This is a genomic window from Ruegeria atlantica, from assembly GCF_013032455.1.
GTDB lineage: Bacteria > Pseudomonadota > Alphaproteobacteria > Rhodobacterales > Rhodobacteraceae > Ruegeria > Ruegeria atlantica_B.
Window position 1 is genome coordinate 81596 of record NZ_WQCF01000013.1, and the last position, 18734, is coordinate 100329.

General features: G+C 57.2%; 19 protein-coding genes, 1 tRNA gene, 1 pseudogene and 1 riboswitch. Of the genes and pseudogenes, 11 read left to right on the top strand and 10 right to left on the bottom strand.

Going from position 1 to position 18734, the window contains the following annotated elements:
* The 3 genes from cobW to GOW93_RS18325 form a co-directional block, all read right to left on the bottom strand.
* Positions 1-1056, bottom strand: a complete 1056-nt coding sequence (cobW, locus tag GOW93_RS18315; protein ID WP_170387436.1) for a cobalamin biosynthesis protein CobW — start codon at positions 1054-1056, stop codon at positions 1-3.
* Positions 1053-1442: a DUF1636 family protein gene (locus GOW93_RS18320; RefSeq protein WP_170387438.1), complete on the bottom strand. Its 390-nt coding sequence runs from the start codon at positions 1440-1442 to the stop codon at positions 1053-1055. Before GOW93_RS18320 ends, cobW begins: the two co-directional genes overlap by 4 nt.
* A gap of 83 nt (positions 1443-1525) precedes the next feature.
* A riboswitch (cobalamin riboswitch) is annotated at positions 1526-1735 on the bottom strand.
* A gap of 72 nt (positions 1736-1807) precedes the next feature.
* A complete protein-coding gene (locus GOW93_RS18325) occupies positions 1808-2692 on the bottom strand; it encodes a LysR substrate-binding domain-containing protein (RefSeq protein WP_170387440.1) in 885 nt (294 codons plus the stop codon).
* A gap of 103 nt (positions 2693-2795) precedes the next feature.
* On the opposite strand from GOW93_RS18325, the gene GOW93_RS18330 reads away from it, so the two are divergent.
* Entirely contained in the window at positions 2796-3752 is a 957-nt protein-coding gene (locus GOW93_RS18330; protein ID WP_170387442.1) for an NAD(P)-dependent oxidoreductase, read from the top strand.
* A 46-nt stretch (positions 3753-3798) separates the two neighbouring features.
* Here GOW93_RS18330 and GOW93_RS18335 read toward each other — a convergent pair.
* Positions 3799-3872: transfer RNA gene (locus GOW93_RS18335), tRNA-Cys, on the bottom strand.
* Positions 3873-4101: 229 nt separating this feature from the next.
* Between GOW93_RS18335 and GOW93_RS18340 the strand changes: the two genes are divergently transcribed.
* From GOW93_RS18340 to GOW93_RS18350, 3 genes are all read left to right on the top strand, one after another.
* The gene (locus GOW93_RS18340) at positions 4102-4755 is read left to right on the top strand and encodes a protein-L-isoaspartate O-methyltransferase family protein (RefSeq protein WP_170387444.1); all 654 of its coding nucleotides are present in this window, start codon (positions 4102-4104) and stop codon (positions 4753-4755) included.
* Between the two features lie 96 nt (positions 4756-4851).
* Complete coding sequence (locus GOW93_RS18345; protein WP_170387446.1) at positions 4852-6270, top strand: TolC family outer membrane protein; 1419 nt, start codon at positions 4852-4854, stop codon at positions 6268-6270.
* Between the two features lie 74 nt (positions 6271-6344).
* The gene (locus tag GOW93_RS18350) at positions 6345-7139 is read left to right on the top strand and encodes a hypothetical protein (protein WP_170387448.1); all 795 of its coding nucleotides are present in this window, start codon (positions 6345-6347) and stop codon (positions 7137-7139) included.
* Positions 7140-7142: 3 nt separating this feature from the next.
* Here the strand turns inward: GOW93_RS18350 and GOW93_RS18355 are convergent, their stop codons facing one another.
* Positions 7143-8600 carry a cobyric acid synthase gene (locus GOW93_RS18355; protein WP_170387450.1) on the bottom strand — a complete coding sequence of 486 codons (1458 nt, stop codon included), beginning with the start codon at positions 8598-8600 and terminating at the stop codon, positions 7143-7145.
* 59 nt (positions 8601-8659) lie between these two features.
* Between GOW93_RS18355 and GOW93_RS18360 the strand changes: the two genes are divergently transcribed.
* On the top strand, positions 8660-9229 hold the full coding sequence (locus GOW93_RS18360; RefSeq protein ID WP_170387452.1) for a cobalamin biosynthesis protein CobQ: 570 nt from the start codon (positions 8660-8662) through the stop codon (positions 9227-9229).
* Between the two features lie 67 nt (positions 9230-9296).
* Here GOW93_RS18360 and GOW93_RS18365 read toward each other — a convergent pair whose 3' ends face one another.
* Positions 9297-9617, bottom strand: a complete 321-nt coding sequence (locus GOW93_RS18365) for a DUF6280 family protein (RefSeq protein WP_037310273.1) — start codon at positions 9615-9617, stop codon at positions 9297-9299.
* 218 nt (positions 9618-9835) lie between these two features.
* On the opposite strand from GOW93_RS18365, the gene efp reads away from it, so the two are divergent.
* A complete protein-coding gene (gene efp, locus GOW93_RS18370; protein WP_170387454.1) occupies positions 9836-10399 on the top strand; it encodes an elongation factor P in 564 nt (187 codons plus the stop codon).
* A 57-nt stretch (positions 10400-10456) separates the two neighbouring features.
* Here efp and GOW93_RS18375 read toward each other — a convergent pair whose 3' ends face one another.
* Together GOW93_RS18375 and ygfZ are read right to left on the bottom strand one after the other, a co-directional pair.
* Positions 10457-11401 (bottom strand): ABC transporter transmembrane domain-containing protein, encoded by a 945-nt coding sequence (locus GOW93_RS18375; protein WP_170387456.1) that lies wholly within the window; start codon positions 11399-11401, stop codon positions 10457-10459.
* A gap of 105 nt (positions 11402-11506) precedes the next feature.
* On the bottom strand, positions 11507-12244 hold the full coding sequence (ygfZ, locus tag GOW93_RS18380; RefSeq protein ID WP_170387458.1) for a CAF17-like 4Fe-4S cluster assembly/insertion protein YgfZ: 738 nt from the start codon (positions 12242-12244) through the stop codon (positions 11507-11509).
* Positions 12245-12317: 73 nt separating this feature from the next.
* Between ygfZ and GOW93_RS18385 the strand changes: the two genes are divergently transcribed.
* Positions 12318-12992, top strand: coding sequence for a TIGR04283 family arsenosugar biosynthesis glycosyltransferase (locus tag GOW93_RS18385; RefSeq protein WP_170387460.1), 675 nt, complete (start codon positions 12318-12320; stop codon positions 12990-12992).
* A gap of 7 nt (positions 12993-12999) precedes the next feature.
* On the opposite strand, the pseudogene GOW93_RS21020 reads toward GOW93_RS18385, so the two are convergent.
* Both GOW93_RS21020 and GOW93_RS18395 read right to left on the bottom strand, forming a co-directional pair.
* Positions 13000-13755 (bottom strand): annotated as a pseudogene (locus GOW93_RS21020) (hypothetical protein); the annotation flags it as partial.
* A 67-nt stretch (positions 13756-13822) separates the two neighbouring features.
* Complete coding sequence (locus GOW93_RS18395) at positions 13823-14686, bottom strand: MurR/RpiR family transcriptional regulator (RefSeq protein WP_368039688.1); 864 nt, start codon at positions 14684-14686, stop codon at positions 13823-13825.
* Positions 14687-14848: 162 nt separating this feature from the next.
* On the opposite strand from GOW93_RS18395, the gene GOW93_RS18400 reads away from it, so the two are divergent.
* Genes GOW93_RS18400 through GOW93_RS18415 form a run of 4 tightly spaced genes read left to right on the top strand, consistent with a single transcriptional unit; the run spans position 14849 to position 18587 of the window.
* Entirely contained in the window at positions 14849-15604 is a 756-nt protein-coding gene (locus GOW93_RS18400; protein WP_254443677.1) for an N-formylglutamate amidohydrolase, read from the top strand.
* Entirely contained in the window at positions 15601-16185 is a 585-nt protein-coding gene (locus GOW93_RS18405) for a TRAP transporter small permease subunit (protein ID WP_170387467.1), read from the top strand. Before GOW93_RS18400 ends, GOW93_RS18405 begins: the two co-directional genes overlap by 4 nt.
* Positions 16182-17501, top strand: coding sequence for a TRAP transporter large permease (locus GOW93_RS18410; protein ID WP_170387469.1), 1320 nt, complete (start codon positions 16182-16184; stop codon positions 17499-17501). Before GOW93_RS18405 ends, GOW93_RS18410 begins: the two co-directional genes overlap by 4 nt.
* 51 nt (positions 17502-17552) lie before the next feature.
* Entirely contained in the window at positions 17553-18587 is a 1035-nt protein-coding gene (locus GOW93_RS18415; protein WP_170387471.1) for a TRAP transporter substrate-binding protein, read from the top strand.
* The last annotated feature ends 147 nt before the right edge of the window (positions 18588-18734 follow it).

Below are 18734 nucleotides of genomic sequence, written 5' to 3' on the forward strand. Positions count from 1 at the left end.
TTACTCGGCGGCCTCGGTCACACCCGCGAGGATGTCACGGATTTCGGCCTCTTTGATGTCGTCATGCTCGGCAATCACGACCAGACGCGAGCGACGCTCTTCGCCGGGCCCCCACGGGCGGTCGTACTGATGACGCACGCGGGCGCCAACGGCCTGAACCAGCAGACGCATCGGCTTACCCTGAACGGCGGCATAGCCTTTGACGCGCAGGATGTTCAACTCCTTGGCCAGACGTTCAATCTTGGCAACCAGATCGGCAGGGTCGGTCTGTTCGGGAAGTTCAACGATAATGCTTTCGAAATCGTCATGCTCGTGGTCGTGGTGGCCGTCATGATGCGAGGGACGCGCCTCCATGTCATCCTCGGCGGCGGCCTCAAGGCCCAGCACGACGCGCACGTCCACGACGCCCTCGGCCACTTCAACTACGGGCAGCGGTCGCGGGGCTTCGGCGGCGATGACTTCCTTAGCTTTGGCAACGCCTTCGGGACCGGCCAGATCAGGCTTGGTCAGCAGGATAATGTCGGCGCAGGAGATCTGATCCTCGAACACTTCGGACAGAGGCGTTTCATGGTCGATCGAGTCATCGGCCAGACGCTGGGCGTCCACGGCCTCGACATTCGTGGCGAAGCGACCGGCGGCGACGGCCTCGGCATCGGCCAGAGCGATCACGCCGTCCACGGTGATTTTCGAACGAATATCGGGCCAGTCGAACGCCTTTAGCAGCGGCTTGGGTAGGGCGAGACCAGAAGTTTCGATCAGGATGTGATCGGGGCGCGGCTCCAGCGCCATCAGGGCTTCGATTGTCGGGATGAAATCATCGGCCACGGTGCAGCAGATGCAGCCGTTCGCCAGTTCCATGATGTTTTCCGCCGGGCAATCCGGAATTGCACAGGATTTCAGGATGTCACCATCGACGCCTACATCACCAAATTCGTTGACCACAACGGCCAGACGTTTGCCCTGCGGGTTCTGCATCAGGTGTTTGACCAGCGTGGTCTTGCCCGAGCCCAAAAAGCCGGTGATCACAGTAACGGGGAGTTTTTCCAGATTGCTCATTTCGGGGCTCCAATCGGGGGAATGCGCGAGGCGCAGTTTTTGCGGAAATGCTCGGGACGTTCGCGCCATTTGACCAGGCCGTCCTCGGTGGCCAGATACTTGGTCGCTCCGTCGACGATGACGTTAACGTGGTCGGTTTCGTTCAGGTTCTCATAGACAAAGGTCCAGCGGTCTGCCCCGCCGCGCAGAACGATGGAACAGCCCTGATCGCAGTTCGATAGGCATTCGACCGGTTTCAGCGTGATGCCCTCGGGCAGGTCCGCCCGTTCCAGGGCTTTATGCAACAATGTTCCGGGGCGCTGGTCGTCATCCTCGACGGGCAGGCCACGGCGGCAAGTGGTACAGACCAGCAATTCGACTGGTGCGGTCTCGGTCACGTCTCTCATCCCCCCAAATCCTCTTCGCGGGGGACGGGGTTTCATGCGGGCCACGTCTGCACATGGGCCCGACACCGGATCACCCCGTCCGGTTTCAACTTCGGGCGCTGGCAGGTCTCCCGGCTTGCGGATATAGGGGCGTCAGCCCCGGCAGATGTCCCGCCTTCCCGGCCTTGCAGGCCAGTGGCTTTGGGCACCCTCTCCGGTCACGGTCGCGGGGGCGGCTGCGTTTGGCGGATGATCCGTTGACGCATTCCCTTTTCATCCATCCAAAGATGGACACCAGCGCGTCGGACATGCGGTACGGGCAGGGGGGTTGTCAAGCACGAGGTACGGGTTGCTGTTGCTCGGGTGAGAAAAGCGACCAGCATGTGTCAAACAGCGGCATTCACGGCAATCCGTTCTCGCAGCCACGCGCAAAACAGCCCCGCGGCCGCTGTCGGCTGGGCAGCTCCCTGCGCGCTGATCAGATAATGTGACTGAGCAAAGGGAATCGCGGGGCCTGCAATTTCAAGCGGCGCACCTTGCCGGATCGCGTTTCGCGCAAACCGTTCCAGAATCGTCGCATAGCCGGCGCCAGCCATGACAAGCTGCAGCGCAGCCACCGAAGTGTCCACCGAATGCTGAGGCGCTTGATCCGAGGGTGCGATGTTATTGGCCTGAAAATACCGTGCCCAGTTGTCTTCGTATCCAAGGATATGAATCAGAGGGCCCTTTTGCAGGTTGTTACACGTCGGCAACCCACCGCCAGCCCGACACACCGGAACTAATTTTTCTTCGGTCAGTTTCTCGGAGATCACACCAGGCCAATCGCCATAACCAAGCCGAATTTCTAGATCCACATCTCCAGGCGCGATGCTGTCATTCCAGATGTGTGAGACCAGTCGCACAGGGATTTCCGGGTGCCGCACGGTAAAGTCAGGCAGTTCTGCAGCTATCCAATACGTTGCGGTTGATATCGCCGCGCGGATTGTCAGGGTCTGCCGTGAGGCAGGGCCAAACAGACTGTTGGTGGACAGGGCGATATCAGCCAGAGAGCGCCGGACCGTCAGCGAATAGGACTGTCCAAGTTCGGTTAGTTCCAACCTCCGCGCGTTCCGGGTGAACAGTTTTTGTCCCAGTTCGGCCTCAAGCGAGCGGATGTGTAGTGAAACCGCCGTCTGCGTCAGGCCAAGTTCCCTCGCTGTAGTGGTAAAATTCAGATGCCGTGCTGCGGATTCAAAGCTGCGCAACCATGTGGGATTTGGCAGGCGGTCCATTTATCACCAAAAATATTTGACCATATATTGGCATATTAATCATTTTCGTTTCTAGCAAGCAACGCGGATACTCGGCCCAAAATACGACCGTCAGGAGGTAAACATGAAAGTCGGATTTATCGGTTTGGGGAATGTCGGTGGTAAACTGTCAGGATCGCTGCTGCGCAATGGAATTGACCTGACGGTCCATGACCTCAACCCCGATCTGGTGGTCGAATTCGTGGCCAAAGGTGCCAAAGCAGCCGAAACCCCTGCGCAAATGATGCGGGATTGCGATGCCGTCATTACCTGCTTGCCATCACCTGCTGCATCTGACGCCGTCATGCAAGAGATGCTGACCGAAGTCGGGCCGGGCAAGATCTGGATGGAGATGTCGACCACCGATGAAGCCGAAGCCAAGCGACTGGGGACTATGGTGATCGAACGCGGAGGCGCAGCGGTCGATTGCCCCGTGTCCGGCGGTTGCCACCGTGCAGCAACCGGCAACATCTCGATCTTCGCCGGATGTGATCGTGCGACGTTTGAGAAAATCCTGCCTTTCCTCACCACAATGGGGCGGCGCGTGCTGCACACAGGAGAATTGGGCTCGGCCTCGGTTCTCAAGGTGCTGACCAATTATCTTGCCACCGCAAACCTGATCACCTGCGCCGAGGCGTTGGTAACAGCCAAGGCTGCAGGCATGGACCTCAACACTACATATGAGGCGATCAAGATTTCTTCGGGCACCTCGTTTGTTCACGAAACCGAAAGCCAGGTCATCTTGAACGGGTCGCGTGATATTTCGTTCACGATGGATCTGGTGAAGAAGGACATTGGCCTGTTTCAGGATGTTGCCGACCGCGCCGGGGTGCCGTTGGAGATAAATCCGGTGATGATCCAAATCTTCGAAGACGGCATTGCCCGGTTCGGTGAACGCGAGCTTTCCCCTAACATTATCAGGCGGTTGGAAGAGGCAACGGGGCTGGATATCACGGCGCCGGGTTTTCCACCAGAGATGTTGGATGATGAGCCTGAGGAGCCGGGATATGAGGTTGTTCCACAGGGGCGTGGAGTCGAATAACAGAGGATACCCTAAATAATATGGGCGGTATGTGATGTTGTAGGAGTGGAGGCGAGTACCGGAATCGAACCGGTGTACACGGATTTGCAATCCGCTGCGTCACCACTCCGCCAACTCGCCTTTTCAAGTAATATCAAATACTTGCCGTGGTGTGGCTGGCGTTTTAACACCTTTCGTCAGGGGCGTCCAGTGGGTTGGGCGCAAAAATCCAAAGCCAGTTTATGACGTGCGGCGCAATGCCATCCCAAGTTCCTGCTATTGGGTCGAATTTTCCACGTCACAGCCGTTGCCGGTTTCGCTTGGATGTGGCACAAGCCGGGTATACTTGGGACTTACAGTGAGCGATCCAATGACAGATTTCGCAACCCGACGCCGCACGATGGTTGACACGCAGGTTCGACCCTCGGATGTCACGAAATTTCCCATCATTGATGCAATGCTGACTGTCCAGCGCGAGAATTTCGTGCCCGACGCCCAACGTGAGGCTGCCTATGCCGAAGGCGTGGTTGATCTTGGGAACGGGCGCTGCTTGCTGGAGCCCCGGACGCTGGCAAAGATTCTGGACGTTCTGAATATCTCGAATGACGAGGCTGTTTTGGATATTGCGCCGGGGCTGGGGTATTCCACAGCAGTCGCAGCGCGCATGGCGCAATTGGTGGTTGCTGTTGAAGAAGACGAAGCTCTTGCTGCCGAAGCGCAGACGATTCTGATGGAGGCTGACGCCGACAACGCGATTGTTCATATCGGGCGGCTTGAGGAGGGTGCAGCCGAGCACGGCCCTTATGACGTCATCATGATTCAGGGTGGGGTTGAGCAAGTGCCTGATGCACTGATCGCTCAATTAAAGGATCACGGCCGCATTGCCTGCCTTTTTGTGGAAGGTGAGCTGGGTGTCGTTCGGGTCGGCCATAAATCCGGCGACAAGGTAACTTGGCGTCGCGCATTCAACGCCAATGCTCCGATTTTGCAGGCGTTTTCCAGAAAGTGTGCATTTTCACTATAGTTCTTAGACATATTCCAATGCTGTCTTGATTAGTTGAACGCATAGACGCAAACTGCGGTTAGGGTTGCGTAATTTTGATTTGAGAGGGATTTCGTTATGCGTGCAAGGACGGGGGCGAAATTTGCGAAGGCTTTGGCACTGACGGCGGGAATAGCGCTGAGTGCCCTTCCTGGGCGTGTAGCTTGGGCGGACAATCTGACGGATGCCTTTATTGGAGCCTATAACACCAGCGGCTTGCTGGAACAGAACCGGGCTCTGTTACGCGCGGCGGACGAAGATGTGGCTATCGCCCTATCGGCGCTCCGCCCGATTATCAACTGGGCGGTCGAAGTCAGTCAGGACTACAGTCGGTCCTCAACGGATCTGGGCGTGAGCCGGGATGAGCCGACCACTTTTTTCACCGGACTTACGCTGAGCCAACTGATTTACGATGGCGGCTTCTCGGTTCTGGGCAAGCAGTCGGCGCAGGAAACAGTACTTGCGACGCGGCAATCCCTTTTGGATATCGAACAGCAGGTTCTGTTCCGGGGTTTGAACGCTTATCTTGGGGTGTTGCTGCAGGAAGAGACGGTTCAGATTCGCCTGAACAACGTCGACGTGTCGGCCGAGGAACTGCGTGCCTCTCAGGACCGGTTTGAGGTGGGCGAGGTGACGCGTACCGACGTCGCGCTGTCCGAGGCGCAGTTGGCCAGCTCACAAGCGGATTTGGCGGTTGCGCGTGGTAACCTTAGCATTGCGCAAGCTGAATATGTTAACGCCGTGGGAAAGCAGCCTGGGCGCACAGCCGGACAGCCGAGCCTGCCGAACTTGCCTGGGTCCGAAGCTGCGGCTGTTAGCCTGGCACAGCGTAATCACCCGGCCATCCAGTCGGCGCAGCATCAGGTGCGTGCGCTGGATCTGGTCGTACAGCAAGAGCGGGCCAACCTAGGCCCCAATGTCAGCCTGAACGCCGATGCGGGCATTCGTGAAAGCTATGACAACGACGACAGCCTTGAGGATGCGACCATCGCGCTGCGTTTCAATCAGCCGATTTACGCCGGTGGCCGCTTGGCTGCCAGCGTTCGCCGTGCGATGGCGACACGGGATGCATCACGCGCCAATCTGCTGAACGTTCAAAAGGACATCACTCAGGGTGTTGCGGATGCTTATGCGGCATTCCAGGCAGCGACAGCCAGCCTGCGCGCATCGGAAGAGCGGGTGCGCGCCTCGCAGGTCGCCTTTGACGGCATCCGGGAAGAGGCAACCTTGGGCGCGCGGACAACTCTGGATGTTTTGAACGCTCAGCAGGACTTGCTGGACGCGCAATTGGCCGAAGTTGCGTCGCGCACAGAGCGGTCTCGGGCCGCGTATGAGCTGCTACAGGCCCAAGGTTTGTTGACCGCAGAACGCCTCGGGCTGGCGGTGCAGATTTATGATCCAACCCTTTATTATAATCTGGTAAAGAAGGCCCCGGCCCAGATCAGCAAGCAAAGCCGGGATCTGGATCGCGTCCTCAAAGCGTTGCGCCGCGATTAAGGCGCAACTCTACCTGTTGTGAGGTCCGATTTGTTTGGCTAAACTCGCTCTTGAGGATAGAGCGGTAGAGAACAATGACGGATAAAGTCGTACACGCCGGTATCGAGGACGTTTTATCCTCGATCAAGCGCTTGGTTAACGAAGAAGACCGAAAAGCTAAGGCCGGGCAGTCGGACTCCATTGCGCGAAAGCCCGGCAGGTTGGTTTTAACCGACGCGTTGAGGGTTGGCGATAAGGTGTCTGTCGAAGACCCGGTGCCTTCCCCCGAGGACGACGTGCTGTATCGGGTGGACGATTCAATTAAGCCCATGATTCTAAAGTCTTCCGACATTGTTCAGCACTCAGAGCCAGCCGATGCTCAGCAGCCACATGCAGCTCCTAAAAGTGACCCTGTCGAAAGCCTGAGCGCAAAGATCGAAGCTTTGGAAACAGCAATCGCCAAAACCGAAGACCAGTGGGAGCCGGATGGAGACAGTGACGACGAATATGCCGGGACGCCAAATGCGACGTTGGTTTGGCGGGCCGAGGAAGAATTTGCACTAATCGATTCTCAAAAATCAGGTGAAACTACGCAGGTGCGCGAACAACCGCCGGTGGAAGAGCCTGAGCATGCCTCTGTCGCGACATTTGTCAGAAGCCCTCGCCCATCTTCTGACGAGGAATCAAAACCTGCCGACGTTTCCAAACCAGCTGAAGGTAAGCTAAAGACGGCCTCGTTGACGTTGGATGAGGATATGTTGCGCGGTCTGATCGCTCAGGTCGTTCGGGAAGAGCTGCAGGGCGTTCTGGGTCAGCGTATTACCCGCAATGTTCGCAAGATGGTGCGGCGTGAAATCTACCGCGCACTGGCCGAGCAGAAACTGGATTGACCCTCAGGTTTTCTTCGGTGACGCGGCCAATTCCAGCAGGTGATCCAGATTCATATGCTGTTCAAGATGGTCAGCCAGAGCGTCCAGTACCTCTTCTACCCCATTCTCGTATGACAGGTCAGATGTTGCGCCAAGTTGCTGCAGATAACGGGCGCGGAAGGCGTCTGAAGAAAAGATACCGTGCAAATAGCTGCCGCGGATACGGCCAGTTTTGTCGGAGGCGCCTTCCGGTCGGTCTTCGATCTTAAGCCAGGCGCGATAGCAATCCGGCCCTTCGGTCCGGCCCATGTGAATTTCATAGCCCGTTACGGGGTCGTCGCCCAAAACAGAGCGCGCGGTGCGCAGTGTAACCTGTTTTCTCCCTGCCATGGTGGTGGTCACATCCAACAGACCCAGCCCTTCAACCGTTCCAGGGCGGCCATCGACACCATCGGGGTCGGCGATAGTCTTGCCGAGCATCTGATAGCCACCGCACAGACCCAACACGTGACCACCCCGACGGACATGGGCGTAGAGGTCGATATCCCAGCCTTGAGCCCTGAAATAGGTCAGATCGCCGATGGTGGATTTACTGCCCGGCAGCAGAACAAGATCGGCGTCACCGGGCAGGGGGCGTCCTGCCGGGATGATTTCAACCGTGACTCCGGGTTCTGCTGACAACGGATCAAGGTCATCGAAATTGGCCATCCGTTCAAGCTGTGGCACGACGACCTTGCAAGCCCCACCACTGTGCGAGCGGATATCCATCATGTCCTCGGCCGGCAGTTTCCAAGCGTCATGGAACCACGGTACAACGCCAAGGCAAGGCCACCCGGTACGTGCGGCAATGTCGTCTCGCCCGTCATCGAAGAGAGAAACGTCACCTTTGAAGCGGTTGACGGCAAAACCTTTGATCATCTCAAGATCGCCTGAATCAAGCACCGCCTGAGTTCCCACGATCTGAGCAATCACGCCACCGCGGTGGATGTCGCCGACCAGAATAGCGGGCACACCCGCCGTGCAGGCAAAGCCCATATTGGCAATATCGCCCTTACGCAGATTGGTTTCAGCCGGGCTGCCCGCACCTTCGATCAGCACCAGATCGGCATCGCTGCACAGGCGGTCAAAGCTTTCTAGCGCCGCCCCCAGTAGTTTGGACTTATCCTTGCGGTAATCACCCGCCTTCATGGTGCCCGCGCGCTGACCCTGTACAATGATCTGAGCGCCAGTATCCGTTTCCGGCTTCAGCAGGATCGGGTTCATGTCGGTATGTGTCGGACGTTTGGCCGCGCGCGCTTGCAGAGCTTGAGCGCGACCAATTTCTCCGCCATTTTCGGTGACGGCTGCGTTGTTCGACATGTTCTGTGGCTTGAACGGCGCAACCCTCAGCCCACGCCGCGTATAGGCGCGCGCCAACCCGGCCACCAAAACCGATTTGCCAACATTGCTGCCGGTGCCCTGAATCATAATGGCGCGAACCATGGCCGTCTCCTATACGTTGACGCACATGACCTGATTTGAGGCCAAAGGAAAAGCCCCGGATGAACACGCCCTCGCATCTTTTGATCGGTGCTGCCGCATTTGCACGGCCTGCACGGGGAGCAATTCTTTGGGCTGCGATGTTAGGATCGTTGCTGCCTGACCTGTCGCTGTTTGTCATGGTCGGGGTTTCCCTGTTCATCCTGCGCATCCCGCCGCAGGTAGTTTTTGACGAACTCTATTTTTCCCCCGCCTGGCAGACGGTGTTTGCAATCGACAATTCGTTCATACTCTGGGGGCTGGCACTGGCGCTTGGGCTTTGGCGCGGATGGCGGTTTCTGACGGTGGCTGCGTCCGCTGGCCTGTTGCATCTGGCGTTGGATTTCGCGGTGCATGCGGACGACGGTCGCCCGCAATTCTGGCCGCTGAGCGATTGGGTCTTTCATAGCCCGGTTAGCTATTGGAACAGCACGCATCACGCACTTTTGGTGATGCCTGTGTCAGTGGCGATCTGTGTCGGGTCTTATGTGATGCTGTGGAACAGAGGGCTGTCAGTGACCGCCAAGCTTTTCTTTGGCTTTCTTCTGGGTGCAGAATTGTGGGTCGCACGCCAATGGCTTTTATTCTTCTGACTGTCACAAAAGAAAAGCGCGCCCCGATGTACGGGAGCGCGCTTTTTCATTCAGAAATCGCCTTGGATCAGGCGGCTTCAGCTTGCTGAGCGGCATTGCGACGCTCGCTTTCTTCACGCGACAGCGCGACCGAGGTGCGCACGCCACGACCAACGAACTCCATCAGTCCGCTGACAACCCGTTCATTCGGGTCAATGCCGGCACAAGACAGCACTTCGCGTCCATCGCGCGAGCGCGCCCAGCGGGCGATCTGTTCGGGGCCATTGCCGTACTTCTTGTCATCGGCGATAGCATCATCCAGAGCGGCCAACACAACAGCCGCGAAAAGTTTGCGTGCACGATTGCCTTGCTCATTGTTAAAGGCAGTGCCGTCAACGAAATCTCTCATCTCGTCTTCCTTGTTGTTCTTGCTCTTGCATTTTCGGCGTGAGGGTCCTTATGACCTATTAGGTGTGATTCGGATACAGCTAAATTGCATATCTACGTTGCGTCATTTGCATGGCTTGCTGCAGGTGCAGCACTAGGTGTCGTTGTCTTGTCAGGTGTGGTCCCGCCAGATATAGGGACGGGAACTGACGCATCAACCGTTTCTAAAGGATTTATGTCATGCCCAAGATAAATGGGAACGAAATTCGCCCCGGCAATGTGCTTGAGCATAACGACGGGCTGTGGGCTGCTGTTAAGGTGGATCACGTAAAGCCCGGTAAAGGCGGTGCTTTTGCGCAGGTCGAACTGCGCAACCTGCGCAACGGATCCAAACTGAACGAACGTTTTCGTTCGGCAGACAAGGTCGAGCGCGTCCGCCTGGAACAAAAAGACCAGCAATTCCTGTACGAATCCGATGGCATGCTGGTGTTCATGGATGCCGAGACCTATGAGCAGATCGAACTGCCCGCCGAATTGCTGGGTGAGCGCCGCCCGTTTCTGCAGGACGGCATGACAATTGTCGTAGAATTTTACGAAAGCGAAGCGCTGAACGCCACGCTGCCCCAGAAAGTGACCTGCAAGATCGTCGAAACCGAGCCGGTAGTCAAAGGTCAGACTGCCGCGAACTCGTTCAAGCCGGCTATTCTGGACAATGGTGTAAAGGTCATGGTGCCGCCCTTTATCGGTCAGGATGAGATGATCGTCGTGAACACCGAAACCATGGAGTATTCCGAACGGGCCTGAGCCTGAGCATATAAGACGCGTGAAAAGACCGCGACGGCAGGAACCGCGCGGTCTTTTTTAGTTTCGACCCTTCAAGTAGCGATAGCGTTCAGGGTTGGGGCCGAACAGTTCCAGCATCAATTCGTATTTGATGCGGTTGGCGCTGACCTGCCGGTAGAAGGCGATCAGGAACGCCGTAGGCCCCTGAATGCGACCCAGTCCGCTTGTCGCGGCCACCACCGTCCCAACATCCGTTTTGCCGTTCAGAACCAGATAACCACCCAGCATCAGAACGCCGACCGTCCCGGCACCGTTTATCACGCTCAGCAGAAATTTGGCCGACAACTTCCAGAGAAACATCTTGCGGCGCGTGTTATAGATGTCGTCAAACATCGCCTCGACATCGCGCGCCACCGCGTCAATGTCCTCGGTCGTGAGACTGTCGGTCGAGGAGCGCAAAATGCGGACCCGCTCGGCCACGAAGACGTTCACTTTGCGCTGGGATATCAGCACTATGATAATTTGCGGCACGATCATGGAAAGGGCGATCATGCCCAACCCCGGTTGCGTTGCTGAGATATAGCCGATCACACTGATCAACGTGCCAATTTGCACGACCGGGTCAGAAAACGCACCACCCGCGAATTTGCCCAATTCTTCGGCCTCGGCTGAGATTGCGGTGGTCATTGTGCCCTTGCGAACTGTTTCACCGGCGTCATGCAAGTCGGCCGATCGCAGTAAGAGCCGCTGGCGGATAAGGCGGATAATATCTTCGCCCAGCGTGCCTGCGCGATAGCCCAGCAACCATTTCAATGCGAGGCTCAATAGGATGACTGACATCATGCCTGTGCCCAGATAGATCAACCGATCTGTGCTGACATCGTCCGCGGTCAGGTGGTTGATGATATCGCGCTGAAATTCCAGCGGCACGGCGGCAAGGCCCGCGATCGCAATGGATAAGATGATAAGGATGATTTGCCGCCCGGCGCTGGCGCGCCAGATCGCACTGTATAATTTGAACATTTGCGCATCCGTTCGGTGAACTGAACGCAGTGTGGCAGGGTCGCAGCGCTCGTTCAAACCGGGGTAGGGCAACCTGCGGCTAGGCCGTGCCGCAATAGCAACAAGTTACGCGTCGAGCGTGACGGTCGCGTCGCCAGCCTGCATCTCTCCGGTCGCACGGTCAAAGCGCAAATAGGCGATCCCGCGACCTTTCGACTGAGTGAACAATGTGCCCGCTGGTTTGCCGCCTACAGTGATCTCGGTCCCGACCGGGGCAGAGCCATCAACCCGGACACTCCGCAAGCCTTTGCGCAGCTCGGTTTTGTGTTTCATCCGCGCGGTGACTTCCTGCCCTACATAGCAGCCCTTTTTAAAGTCGACGCCGTTCAGCGCCTCGAACCCGGATTCGAGGATATAGCTATCGGGCGTAAGTTCGATACCGGCTTCGGGGATGCAGTGCCGCACGCGAATGGCATCCCAATCGGTGCCGTCATCGCCTTCGGCTTCGGGGGCATAAGCTCGCCAACCCATTTCAGGGTGGCGCGGGTCCGGCAGGGCTCCGTCGGGTGCAGGGCCGGTGCCGCGGTGCAGGTTCAGGCCGCTGTCCTCGATCCTGACATCGGCGCGCAGCTTGTACATGCTCAGCCGTTTGACGAAGCCGTCAGCGATATCCTCGGCCACGTCTAACAGAACCGCGTCGTCGTCACGCTTGAGAAAGAAATCCGCAAGGTACTTGCCCTGAGGGGTCAATAACGCTGCATAAACCAGCCCATCCCTCAGGCCATCCACATTATTGGTGACCAGCCCTTGCAAGAAGCTGTCGGTGTCCGAACCGCTCAGGCGCAGAATACGGCGATTGGGCATGGGGTGGTCCTCGTCTTTTCCCTCGGCCCCGTGATATAGGAGTTCGCGCTGCCATGACCAGAGGGTAACCACGTTGCCAGCACCGATCAGTATCGTCATTCCGACATTAAACGCGGGTGAGGCTCTTTCTGAGTCGCTGCCTGCGCTGGTTGAAGGGCTACATGCGGGGCTGATCCGCGAGCTGATCGTCACCGACGGCGGGTCGACGGATAGAACCCTTGAAATCGCCGATGAGGTGGGGGCACGGATCGTCACCGGCGCGCCTTCGCGCGGGGGACAATTGCGGCGGGGGTGTGCGGTGGCCAAGGGTGAGTGGCTATTGGTCCTGCATTCCGACACTGTGTTGCCTGACGGGTGGACAAAAGACGTGGCCGAGCACCTGCCTAGCGGTCAGCCCGCCGCCTTTCGATTGGCTTTTCGGGCGAAAGGCTTTGGCCCCTCATGGGTTGCGGGCTGGGCCAATCTGCGCAGCCGGATATTTAGCCTGCCTTACGGAGATCAGGGGCTGCTAGTGCCGCGCCGCATTTACGAACAAGCCGGAGGTTACCCAGACCAACCATTGATGGAGGACGTCGCACTGGTGCGTGCCTTGCCACGTGTTGCGCTGCTGAATACCCGCGTGGTTACGAGTGCGGCTCGCTATGTGCGGGACGGTTGGGTGCGTCGGGGTGCACGGAATCTGTGGACTCTGACACGGTATTTTCTTGGGGCCGATCCGGAACAGTTGGCGCAGGCGTATCGGCGCTGAGGGTTGCGCGCAGTTCAACAATGGATTTGCCCAGCCGGAAGGGCGCAGCAAAACTGACGAGACACAAAGCCACAATCTGCAGCACCAGAATATGCGCGTTGGCCTGTAAGTATTCCCATTCGTCCTTCAGCTTTCCGACCTGCTCGACCAAGTCATCGTAGCTTTGTGCAAGGATCAGGTAATCTCCGGCGATTGCTGGAACCTTGCGGCGCATATTGTCGATGGCTGCCTGGGTTTCGTCGTCAAGCGTGGTGAAGACAAGAAACTGATCAATGTTGAACGCATCGGCCTTTGCGGCCATAGCGCGCATTTCATCCTGTTCCTCTTTCGCTTGCCCGCCGATCAGGAAATGCAAACCTCGCAACGGTGCGACCTCATTGGTCACAGCGATGAACAAGGGCAGGTCGGCATTGCTGGCGGTTGAGGCCGACAGGAACTCGACCTTGTCGCACAAAACAGCGGTGTCTGGGTCATAAGCCGGATCGCAGAATCGCAGCCGGAACCGCGCTGCGTCACGGTCAAACGCCAGCGTCGCGGCATATGCTACGTCGATCTGTCGGTCGAGCCGCGAACTGTCCGAGGTGTAAAGCCCGGCCAGAACCGCCACCAGCGCACCGATGCCACCCAGAACGACCCAGACAAGATCTGCCAGTTTCCACGCCCGGTGCCCGGCCGGTTTGCGAAACAAGAATGACGTACCAACCGACCCGATCACAAAGAACAGGATCAGGAGCGGCAGTTGATTTTCGGTTACAAACGTCATGACACCAAAGTGACCGCGCACCTGCGCGCTGGCAACACTCCTCACGGTCAGTTGTAGAGGTTTCGACCTAAGAGCCTGAGCTTTGGCCAAATTTCCGGAACAGCCTGGTGCGGTCAAAGGCCTGTTCCAGTTCATCGGTGCGCTCTTTAACCGAATCCCACAGGCGTTCCTGAACCTCAGCGATCGCACATTCCATCAGCATAAGGATGGCGGACATAGAATCCCACGCCGAGGGTGCCGCAATCCGAGCGGCAAATGTGTGCTTGGCCAGTCTGTGAATGGGCGAACGCCATTGATCGGTGAACAGCACGATCTCGGCCTCTCGCTCCTGACAGAGTTGCGAAATCAACATGGTAGAGTTTTCGTATCGCCGCACGTCCAGTGCAATCAGCAGGTCACCCTTACGCACATCCAAAAGGTCATGGGTCCACGAAGCCGCAAAAGGAAGCATCCTTACGTCTGGACGGATCATCTGCAGATGCAGGTACAGGTATTGTGCCAATGTGCCTGTGATACGCCCGCCAGTAATGAAAATGCGTCGGTCAGGGTCGCTGAGAAGTTTGCAGAAGCTGTCAAATTCTGCCGGGTCGACTTCATCAATCGTGCGTTTCTGATTGGCTAGCGCTTGCTGGGAGTAGCGGTTGAGAATGTGTTCCTCGGGCAGATTGTTCTGCCAGACGTCCCGCTTGGCAATGGGCCCCGAGATCATCTCTTTCACCTCGCCACGCAGTGCGGACTGAAACTGGGGGTAGCCGTCGAACCCGGTTTTCTGTAGCATTCTCGCGACGGTGGTGGTTGAAACCGAAGCAGCGTTGGCCAGCTCGGTGATAGTTCCCAAACCTGCCATTGGGTAGTCGTCCAGCAGGACACTGATCAATTGCCTCTCAGACGGAGTCATTTCATCCCGATGAGCCAGCAGCCTGTCCGTCACCCGCACTGAAGTGTCCTCCTGCATAGGAATTACGCGCTGATGTGAATAATTTTCCAACGCATCCTGGTGTGGATAATTTTGTACAGGAAAAATATTGACAGGTGAATGCTTAATGTGGAAATTTTTCCAAAGACACCTTTCACGGAATCGCAGGACGGCACATTGGACTTCGGAACTGTTGTTCATACGGAAAACGCAGACGGTGCACCTTCGGTGTTGCTGGTGTGTGAACATGCCTCGAAACGTATTCCCGATTTTCTGGGCGATATGGGGCTGACGGCCGAGGTGCGGGAAAGCCACATCGCTTGGGACCCGGGTGCGTTGGGTGTGGCTCAGCACATGGCGGCCCTTATGTCCGCACCGTTGGTTCATGGCGGTGTGTCGCGCCTGATCTACGATTGCAATCGTCCGCCCGAGGCGCCGGATGCCATGCCTGTCAAAAGCGAGGCATATGACATTCCGGCCAATATCTCGATGTCGCCCGAAGAGCGGGAGGCCCGGATTGAGCATGTCTATGGCCCGTTTTCGGATGCAGTGTCGGGTCAGATCGCGCAACATCGCTCATCGCTGGTGCTGATGGTGACGATGCACAGTTTCACCCGGATCTACCACGACCAGCAAAGAGAGGTTGAGTTGGGCATCTTGCATGGCCGCGATGATCGTTTCGCGTTGGCGATGATGGACGCAGCGCCTGCAGATTCGCCATTTGTGATACGCCTTAATGAGCCTTATTCAGCCACTGATGGCGTGGCTCACACTCTGGACGTGCAGGCCTATGCGAACGCGTTGCCGAATGTAATGATCGAGGTGTGCAACGACTTGATCCGCACGTCAGATCAGCAGCGTGCGATGGCTGAGTATTTGGTTGCGTGGATCGACCGGACTTTGGCCGGGTTCCAAAACAGGGGCGCGGCATGATCCGGGCGATGGCGGTATATGTGCGCGTGGTCGATGCGGTCAACTACCGTATCGGTCGGGTGATGATGTGGGGCCTGTTCGTGATGATGGGAATCCTGCTGTGGTCCTCGATCTCGAAGACGTTTTTCCTGCCGTCGCTCTGGACGTTGGAAATGGCGCAGTTCGCTATGGTGACCTACTATATCGTGGGCGGGCCGTACTCGATCCAGCTGGGGTCAAACGTGCGGATGGACTTGTTCTATCATAACTGGAGTCCGCGCAAGAAGGCTTGGTTCGACGCGTTCACCGTCATCCTCCTGATCCTCTATTTGAGCGTGCTGCTTTACGGTGGGCTTGGGTCAACTGCCTATAGCCTTGGATATTGGGGAGATGAGCCTCTGTCCTATTTCACCGGCCTGATCACGGGCAGTGAAGAGATCGGACGGTTGGAGCGTTCATCCACCGCTTGGCGGCCCTATATCTGGCCAGTCAAAGCTATCATGGTGTTTGGCTTCTTCCTGATGCTGCTGCAGGCCATATCGGAATTTTTCAAAGATATAGCCCGGATCAACGGGCAGGAGATCGGGGTGCAGCGGGCATGAGCCAGGAATTTATCGCCATCTTTATGTTCGCGCTGATGATGCTGATGCTGTTCACCGGTCAGCGCGTGTTTGGCGCGATCGGGGCGGTCGCAACCATAGCGGCGCTGGCGCTGTGGGGGACCGGAGGGCAGGACATCCCGTTCTCGGCTGCGATGAAGCTGATGAAATGGTATCCGCTTCTGACTCTGCCGATGTTCATATTCATGGGGTACGTGCTGTCTGAAAGCCGCTTGGCCGATGACCTTTACCGGATGTTCCATGTGTGGATGGGGCCGGTGAATGGCGGGTTGGCGATCGGGACGATTGGCCTGATGGTGTTGGTGTCGGCCATGAATGGGCTCAGCGTCGCAGGCATGGCGATTGGGGCGACTATCGCGCTGCCCGAATTGCTGCGGCGGGGCTATGACAAGACCATGGTCACGGGTGTCATTCAGGCAGGATCTAGTCTGGGAATCCTTGTGCCCCCATCGGTGGTTCTTGTGCTCTATGCCATGATCGCGCGGCAGCCGGTTGGACAGCTGTGGTTGGCGGGCATCCTGCCGGGTCTGCTGATGGCCGGGCTGTTTATCCTCTACATCTGGATCCGCTGCCGCATGCAGCCTCACCTCGGCCCTGCAATGGAAGACGCGCATGAGGTCCCGTGGTCCGAAAAAATCCGCCTGCTGGGGGCAGGGGCGCTGCCGCTGATCATCTTCGCTGCCATGATGGTGCCGTTCGTGAATGGCTGGACATCATTGGTGGAAAGTTCGGCTATCGGGGCGCTGACGGCGCTGGTTGTATCGGTCGTCAAGCGGCGGATGACGTGGAAGATTTTCGAAGATTGCACCAAACAGACGCTGGCGATTTCCTGCATGTTCATGTGGATCATCCTAGCGGCGCTGGGCTTTGGGGCGGTGTTCGACGGTCTTGGTGCGGTCAAAGCCATCGAGAACCTGTTCACCGAACAGCTGGGTCTGTCGCCATGGCTGATCCTGATCCTGATGCAGCTCAGCTTTATCGTCATGGGCACGTTTTTGGACGACACGGCGATGCTTGTGATCGTGGCGCCGCTTTACGTGCCGTTGGTCGGAGCGCTGGGCTTTGATCTGATCTGGTACGGGGTTCTGTACACGATCACCACCCAGATTGCGTATATGACGCCGCCCTTCGGCTATAACCTGTTCCTGATGCGGGCGATGGCCCCGCCTGAGATTGGGCTGAAGGACATCTACCGCTCTATCATCCCATTTGTCGGCGTGATGGTGCTGGCCCTGATTATCATTATGGCCTTCCCGGAAATCGCCCTTTGGCTGCCGGGGTATGTTTACGGAAATTAACCAGAAGGCCCGGCAAACGGGCACCCAAACTTAAACGGAGAGGAAATTGACATGACGACAAGACGTAAGTTTTTGAAAACCGCAGGCGTGGGCGTTGCTGCCGCACCATTGGCTGCACCTGCTCTGGCCCAGAGCACAATCACCTGGCGGATGCAGACTTATGCAGGTCCTGCGTTGGCGGCACATGTGATTGATCCAGCCATCGAGATGTTCAACAAAATCGCGGGCGACCGCATGCAGATCGAACTGTTCTACGCCGATCAGCTGGTCCCGACCGGTGAGCTGTTCCGCGCTATGCAGAAAGGGACCATCGATGCGGTTCAGTCGGATGACGACTCGATGGCGTCGCCGACCGATGTGACTGTGTTCGGCGGATACTTTCCCTTTGCTTCACGTTATTCGCTGGATGTGCCGGTACTGTTCAATCAGTACGGCCTGAACGAGATCTGGGACGAAGAATACTCAAAAGTTGGCGTCAAGCACATCAGCGCGGGTGCGTGGGACCCATGCCATTTTGCCACCAAAGACCCGATCAACAGCCTCGAAGATCTCAAGGGCAAGCGAGTCTTTACCTTCCCGACAGCGGGGCGGTTCCTCTCGCAGTTCGGTGTGGTGCCTGTAACCTTGCCATGGGAAGACATCGAGGTCGCGGTCCAGACTGGTGAGCTGGACGGCATAGCATGGTCGGGCATTACCGAAGATTACACAGTTGGCTGGGCTGACGTGACCAACTACTTCCTGACCAACAATATCTCAGGCGCTTGGGCCGGATCATTCTTTGCCAACATGGACCGCTGGAACGAATTGCCGGAAGACCTGCAGACGCTGTTCCGTGTTTGCTGTGATCAGTCGCATTACTACCGCCAGTGGTGGTATTGGGGTGGCGAAGCCAGCCTGCGCGTCAACGGGGACAAGATGCAGCTGACCTCGATCCCGGATGAAGAATGGGCGCAGGTTGAAGAGGCTGCAGTCAAGTTCTGGGACGAGATCGCCGCAGAATCCGAAACCAAGGCGAAAGTCGTCGAGATTTTCAAACAGTACAACGCCGATATGCTCAAGGCCGGACGGCCATATCGCTACGGTTAACAAAATGAACCGGCGCGCTTCTGGGTGCGCCGGTTCCTATTTGGCCAAAGAATTTTCACCGAAAATTCTTGCATATCTCAGAGGAAATAATGCTCAACTTTGAAGGATTGAAGGGGCAGGTATCTGCGGGTGATGTTGACACTGTAT